The sequence below is a fragment of the Lactobacillus melliventris genome (assembly GCF_042679465.1).
GTDB lineage: Bacteria > Bacillota > Bacilli > Lactobacillales > Lactobacillaceae > Lactobacillus > Lactobacillus melliventris.
Genome location: NZ_JBHTMT010000009.1, coordinates 75,308 through 81,940 on the forward strand (window position 1 = coordinate 75,308; position 6,633 = coordinate 81,940).

General features: G+C 34.9%; 8 protein-coding genes. All 8 read right to left on the reverse strand.

Annotation, left to right across the window (positions count from 1 at the left end; genetic code table 11):
- Positions 1–828, reverse strand: a complete 828-nt coding sequence (locus ACFQ32_RS09595; protein WP_046324018.1) for a PTS system mannose/fructose/sorbose family transporter subunit IID — start codon at positions 826–828, stop codon at positions 1–3.
- Positions 815–1,597: a PTS mannose/fructose/sorbose/N-acetylgalactosamine transporter subunit IIC gene (locus tag ACFQ32_RS09600; protein ID WP_046324017.1), complete on the reverse strand. Its 783-nt coding sequence runs from the start codon at positions 1,595–1,597 to the stop codon at positions 815–817. Before ACFQ32_RS09600 ends, ACFQ32_RS09595 begins: the two co-directional genes overlap by 14 nt.
- Positions 1,598–1,613: 16 nt before the next feature.
- Positions 1,614–2,084: a PTS sugar transporter subunit IIB gene (locus tag ACFQ32_RS09605; RefSeq protein ID WP_046324016.1), complete on the reverse strand. Its 471-nt coding sequence runs from the start codon at positions 2,082–2,084 to the stop codon at positions 1,614–1,616.
- Positions 2,085–2,099: 15 nt separating this feature from the next.
- Complete coding sequence (locus ACFQ32_RS09610) at positions 2,100–2,516, reverse strand: PTS sugar transporter subunit IIA (RefSeq protein ID WP_052724603.1); 417 nt, start codon at positions 2,514–2,516, stop codon at positions 2,100–2,102.
- A 272-nt stretch (positions 2,517–2,788) separates the two neighbouring features.
- Entirely contained in the window at positions 2,789–4,279 is a 1,491-nt protein-coding gene (locus tag ACFQ32_RS09615) for a family 1 glycosylhydrolase (protein ID WP_046324015.1), read from the reverse strand.
- 21 nt (positions 4,280–4,300) lie between these two features.
- Positions 4,301–5,587: a PTS sugar transporter subunit IIC gene (locus tag ACFQ32_RS09620; protein WP_046324014.1), complete on the reverse strand. Its 1,287-nt coding sequence runs from the start codon at positions 5,585–5,587 to the stop codon at positions 4,301–4,303.
- Between the two features lie 21 nt (positions 5,588–5,608).
- Positions 5,609–5,920 (reverse strand): PTS sugar transporter subunit IIB, encoded by a 312-nt coding sequence (locus ACFQ32_RS09625; protein WP_046324013.1) that lies wholly within the window; start codon positions 5,918–5,920, stop codon positions 5,609–5,611.
- Entirely contained in the window at positions 5,907–6,266 is a 360-nt protein-coding gene (locus ACFQ32_RS09630; RefSeq protein WP_046324012.1) for a PTS lactose/cellobiose transporter subunit IIA, read from the reverse strand. Before ACFQ32_RS09630 ends, ACFQ32_RS09625 begins: the two co-directional genes overlap by 14 nt.
- Between the last annotated feature and the right edge of the window lie 367 nt (positions 6,267–6,633).

The following is a 6,633-nucleotide window of genomic DNA, read 5'->3' on the forward strand; positions in this document are numbered from 1 at the left end:
TTAAACTCCTAAAAAGCCAAACATTGCACCTAAAATACTTACAACTAAAATTATTAATAAAAGATATAATACATTTACCTTCTTCTTTAGAAGATGAGCAATAAAGAATGTCAGAAGTAGTGGCAATAATGCAGGCAAAATAGAATCAAGAATGGATTGGACAGTTGGTGCTCCTTTACCACTAGAAATTTTTAAAGGTATCTTAATGACGACCATTGATGCAACCATACTGCCAATAACAGTATTACCTAAAATATTAATTGCATAAGTAATGTTGTCCATCAAATCTGACTTCATTCTATCAACCAGTGATACACCTAACTTGTAGCCCCACATTGTACCAAAGTATCGCACTAACATGTTCGGAATGTTATAAATTAAAATAAACAAAATAGGACCTAATACACTACCCTGTTTTGCTAAAGAAACTCCGATACCAGCCGCAATAATTCTTAAGCTGCCCCAGAAAATTGAATCACCAATTCCGGAAAGTGGTCCCATTAAACCTGCTTTCATGGAATTGATTGATGAGACATCAAAGCTAGGGTCGTTAGCCTTCTTTTCTTCCATTGACGCAGCGACACCAACGATAAACGGTGACATTGCCGAAGTACAATTAAAAAATTCCAAATGCCTTTTCATTGCAGCTTTTTGGTCTTCTGGATCAGAATATAATTTTTTAATTACTCCCGTCATTGAATAGGCGAAAGCCGCACTCATCATTCGTTCATAGTTAAAAGAAGCTTCCATTGGAAGAGTTCGCCAAAAAATACCCCTCAAATCTTTTTTACTCAGCTTTTTGCCTTCACTTTGATTAGAAGTCGTCATAAATTTCATCCCCTTTAGCTGCTGTTTCTTCACTATTGTTTCTGACTTTATCAAAGATGATGTACATTATTGCTGCACAGATTGCACCAATAATAGCTGTAGCAATAGTATTTAATTTTAAATAGGCAGCACAGACAAATCCTAAAAAGAAGAATGGAGCTACATTTTTAGAATATGTCATATTAATTAACATCCCAAATCCAATAGCTGGAAGAATATATGTTGCAATGGTTAAGCCATCAGTCACTGCTTTGGGAATCATTTTTATTAAATTGCCTACAGCATCACTCCCGACTGCAAAAGCAAAAGTAGTTACTATTGTTAACACGGCAATTTGCAAAAAACACATCCATAAATGCATATTTCCGGCTCTAGTTATTTTCCCTTCATCAGCCAAATGATCTGCACGATGCGTCATTGCTGGAAAAACCAAAACATATAGTATATTTTTAACGATTAAACTTAAAGATGCTATTGGCAATACTAAAGTTATCGCAGCACTGACACCTAATCCGTTTTTTAAGGCAAAAGCCGTACCTAAAATACCACCAATAACTTCATCTGGAGGAACACTTGCTCCAATTCCCATCAATCCCATAAAGATTAATTCAGAAGCTGCTCCCATTAACAGGCCTTCTTTGAGGTTCCCAAATAATAATCCGACAAACATACCGGTTACAATCGGCCTGCCAATAAAACTGGTACCAAGAAAGTACTGTGAATTAGCGACTAAAGAAATAAAGAATATTCCTATTACTTGTCCTACCATTTGTCATCACTCCTTTTTAAACTAGTGAAGAGAATTGAACATCACGATCAGTAGGCGCTTGTTTAACTACAACTTCAACACCTTTATTTTCTAATTCAGTCAGTTGCTGTATTTCTTTTTCATTAACATAAACAGATTTGGCAATGTTTTTAGTATTTTCACGATCGGCAACCAGCCCAATATCAATTAACTTAATTTCATCTGTCCCTTTCGCCATCTCGTATGCATCTTGAACGTTCTCTACCACAATAAAGACTTTGTATTTTTCGGTAACTCCACTTTTAATTGCTTTAAGAGAATCTGCAATACTTTTAAAAATTAATTTGACACCATTAGGCTTGGCTAAATTTAACACTCGTTTACGAAAATCATCTTTAGCAACATCATCGTTTGCCAACAAAATCGCATCTGCTGATAAAAAATTAGTCCAGGCAAAGGCAACTTGACCATGAACTAAACGATAATCAACACGTAACATTTTTATCATTTAAATACCACCTCTTTAGAAATCTTCTGCTTCTTGGGCAGCTACACGGACAACCTTAAGTTCCTTACGTGCCTCTTCACAAAACTCCTCTAATTTGTTAGCTACTTGGTCAGAAGAACAGTTGTCCATCTTAGCGGTTAAAACCGTTAATACTAAAGGTAAATTCATACCCGTTACTAAAAACATGTTTTCCTTATCATCAATCATTTGTGCAATTGTAGTATTGACGCTTCCACCAATAATGTCGGTAAGAAAAAGATACTTTTCATTAGAATTCGACGTTATTTGGTCAGCAATCTGCTTTTTCAATGATTCTTGTTCATCATCGTAAGCGGCAATTGCATGTAAATTAGACTGTTTACCCATAATCAATTCAACGGTTTGCTTTAAACCCTTGGCCATTTGAGAATGACTTGCTAAAATTATTTGCAATAATAATCTCCCCCTTTTATCAGCTTTTCCTTCTATCAACCAAATTCTATTATTGAAAACGCTTTATAGCAATAAGAAGTGTAACCAATTTAATAAATCGGTCTTAAAATAGAACCAATTTTTAAACCAATTAATATCATGATAGCTACTTATTTTTTCTACAATTACATACAAAAAAGCCCTATTTTTGCAAAATAGAGCTTTTTAATGTAGCTGAAACCAATTTTCAACCTAAAATTTACTGAATCAATTGCTTTCTTACAAGAGTACGATTAATTAGATAAATCTTCACCGTTAGAAGCGATGACCTTTTTATACCAGTAAAAAGAATCCTTTGGGGTACGCTTCAAACTACCGTTTCCTTGATCATCCCGGTCTACATAAACGAAACCATATCTTTTAGACATCTCACCCGTGCCAGCAGAAACTAAGTCAATACAGCCCCACATTTCATAACCCATAAGGTCAATTCCATCTATATCAACGGCTTCTTTCATAGATTTAATATTACTTTGTAAGTATTCAATGCGATACGGATCATGAACCTTGCCATCTTCAGTGACTTGATCACGCGCTCCTAAGCCGTTTTCAACAATCCAAAGCGGTTTATGATAACGATCCCACAATACATTAAGAGCATAGCGCAATACGCAAGGGTCGGTTTGCCAGCCCCACTCACTACTCTTTAAGTAGGGATTTTTAACACCTGCTACAAAATTACCACCGGTTGTAGCTGCTTGATCCTTATGAACCGTAGTTGTAGATGAGGAATAACAGGAAAAGCTTAAAAAGTCGGCTGAATATTCTTTCAGTAAATCGTAGTCTTCTGGACAATCATCAAGCTTTATACCATTTCTCTTATATTCTGCAATCTTATATTCAGGATACCTGCCACCAGTTTGCACATCAGAATAAAACAGAGAGCTGTGCATATCATTCATAACTTTTATCTGGTCTGCAGGATCACAAGTATACGGATACTCTGCTGTAAATGCGAGCATTTGACCAACTTGATTATAAGGATCTATTTCATGACCAGCCTTTACAGTTAAGGCACTTGCTACAAACTGGTTATGAGCGGCTTGAGCAATATCTTGAGAAGTGGGATTTAAAATTCCACCTGCCATATAACCTGAAAAATTTAAAGCATTTATTTCATTAAACGTCAACCAGTATTTAACTAGACCTTTATAACGCTTCATTACCGTTTCAGCATATCTAGTAAACAAGTATATTAATTTTCTATTCTTCCAGCCGCCATATTTAATCGTTAAATTTAGTGGCATTTCATAGTGTGACAAAGTTACCAGCGGCTCAATATGGTACTTTTGCAGTTCTTCAAAAACAGACTGATAGAATTTTAGTCCCTTTTCATTAGGCTCTTCATCATCGCCATTAGGGAAAATTCTGGTCCAGTTGATAGACATTCTAAAGCATTTAAAGCCCATTTCAGCCATTAATTTGATATCTTCTTGATAATGATGATAAAAATCAGTTGCTTTATGACTAGGATAGTAATACCCATCAAGGACAGCCGGCACAGCATTCTCAGGAAAGTTCATCTGATCAACATCCATGCTTAAAGGTACATAACCTGTTTCCCCAGTTTTAGGATTTTTCCATGTAATTTTTCTAGGATTTTCATAAGAGCCCTGTGTTACCACATCAGCAGCACTAAGGCCCTTACCGTCAACATCAAAGGCTCCTTCGTATTGGTTAGCAGCAGTCGCGCCACCCCATAAAAAATCTTTCTTAAAACTCATTTTTATACCTCATTTCTAAATTTAATTTTGAGAAACACTTTGTTCTTTTTCATACAACTGCTTGTCGTAGGCTTTAAAGAAGGGATACCAAATTATACCAGATGGTATAATCATCAAATATGGCCAAATTAAATTAACTATATTTAAACTGGTGACATAATCGGAGCCACCAATTGGTAAAAGCGACATTATTGGTATAAAAGGTAATCCTAAAATTCCCAATTTAAATCCTAACCAATAAAAAATTATGACAACAAGTGTATTAACTACGTATGGTATTATCATTATTGGATTATACATGATTGGCATTCCAAATATCGCCGGTTCATTTATGGAAAATAGTCCTGGAATAAGCGCTGCCTTTGAAACAGCCTTTATTTGCTTAGACTTAGCACGTAAACCCATTAATACCAAAGGGAAAGTATTGCCAGCACCACCAATTGCCGCAAAGGGCGCTAATAAAAATACAGGGTTGAATTTCAAGGCTTTACCGGCTGCATGCAAAGCGGCATTGACTCCGGCAGCTTGCAACCAAAGCGGCATCATAATAGTCATTATAATCATACTTCCATGGATGCCAAAGCCCCATAAAATTAAGCCGATTAGATCGATAATAATAATTCCCGGTGTAGAACTCAGTACTTTGAGTGGCTGTTCCAAGATCGCCATTATACCTGACGCAAAATTATATTGGCCTCTGGTACCTACTTCGATTATAATAAAAATCACACCAAAAATCACAACTTCAAATAATAGCGGCAGTATTGCAGAGAAACTGGCTTGAAGTGCTGCTGGTACAACTTCAGGCATTTTAATTTTAATGTTATGATCAGAACAAAATTTTTCAATTTTAACAACTAAGCCTACAATAATAAATCCCACAAACAAGCCTTGAGCACCTAAATAAGTTGTATTTAAGGAAACCATACCTGTTTTTGAGGGAATAACTGGTGCAGACATTAAAAAGAAAATTACTGTGGCATCAATTGCTGTAATAATATTATTTTTGAGTTTTAAATTTTTGGCGTATTGGTTTGCCATCAGAATTACAACCCAAACAGCTATAAAATTCATTGTGAATTCATAAGGTAAACTCAAGAACCCATACCAAGGATTATTAACGCTTAATATTCTGAGCATTGAGGGTCCAAGTATACTTTGAATAATTTGGAATATAGCTCCCACCATAATAACGGCCATAGAAGACATCATTCCACTTTGCAAAGCATTCACAAACTTATTAGAACCTAGCTTTTGTCCTGCCCTGTTTATTGCTTGCATAAACTTACTATTGAACAGCGAATCCATTAATACTCATCCTTTCTAACATTATTCATGTAATAATTTAGTAGTTAAAGCAAAAATATTTTTTGCATTACCTAATGCATAGTCTGTCGATGGAATAGTAGCAACCGGCATACCTGTTTCTTCCTTTACCTCATTTAAACGATAAGAAACTTGCGGCCCCATTAAAATCACATCATGTTTTTTAGCCTCATCAACATAATCATTTGCAGATAAACCCACGGCATCAATATTTAATTCAATATTATTATCTAAAGCATACTTTTTAAGCTTACGCATTAATAAGCTTGTTGACATACCAGCAGCACACAATAATAAAATACTATATTTTTTCATGACTAAATTTGTTCCTTTCTATCCAATGATTTTTTTCCATTTGAATCATTTCTTTTATCAAATCATTAGCCAACATGCTGGTCATAAAATGATCTTGTGCATGAACTGTCAAAATACTAAACGGGAGAAGCTTACCATTTGCTTCATCTACTAGCATCTTACTCTGGACATCATGGGCTTTACCAATTGCGGTATTTGACTCTTCAATCAGCTTGTCAGCTTCGTCAAATTTACCTTTTTCGGCACATTTTAAAGCATTGAATGCTTTAGAACGGCCATCCCCAGAGTAGGCTATTATTTCCATTGCAATTTTTTGCACTTCTGAGTTAAAACTATCATCTACCATTTCATTCTCTCCTCTAACATTAATCTACATTAACATGATAAAGCGCTTTCTAAGTATACACAAATCGGTATATTTTCTTAGTGTATAGGCACTTGCTTCCAAATATGTAAACAACTTGCTTGAAATTGTTATTTTTACTGATTAAAATGAAAGTTTTACTGTTTCTGTATATCTTAAAAACCAAAATATTAAAAATGTGTATGCTTAAAAAGCAATTTGTAAGATGATACTTAGTTATTTAATTAAATTGAACATTACAAAAACCCTCTAGACGAATTTCAATCCGATAATGAAGTGCTCCATAATAGTTAGACATTAATCTGACTATTAGGAGCACTTTTTTCATGACTAAATATTCAACTACTTT

Coding starts and splice junctions, on each gene's coding strand:
- ACFQ32_RS09595 (WP_046324018.1), bottom strand. CDS start 828: ATGACGACTTCTAATCAAAGTGAAGGCAAAAAGCTGAGTAAAAAAGAT.
- ACFQ32_RS09600 (WP_046324017.1), bottom strand. CDS start 1,597: ATGGTAGGACAAGTAATAGGAATATTCTTTATTTCTTTAGTCGCTAAT.
- ACFQ32_RS09605 (WP_046324016.1), bottom strand. CDS start 2,084: ATGATAAAAATGTTACGTGTTGATTATCGTTTAGTTCATGGTCAAGTT.
- ACFQ32_RS09615 (WP_046324015.1), bottom strand. CDS start 4,279: ATGAGTTTTAAGAAAGATTTTTTATGGGGTGGCGCGACTGCTGCTAAC.
- ACFQ32_RS09620 (WP_046324014.1), bottom strand. CDS start 5,587: ATGGATTCGCTGTTCAATAGTAAGTTTATGCAAGCAATAAACAGGGCA.
- ACFQ32_RS09625 (WP_046324013.1), bottom strand. CDS start 5,920: ATGAAAAAATATAGTATTTTATTATTGTGTGCTGCTGGTATGTCAACA.
- ACFQ32_RS09630 (WP_046324012.1), bottom strand. CDS start 6,266: ATGGTAGATGATAGTTTTAACTCAGAAGTGCAAAAAATTGCAATGGAA.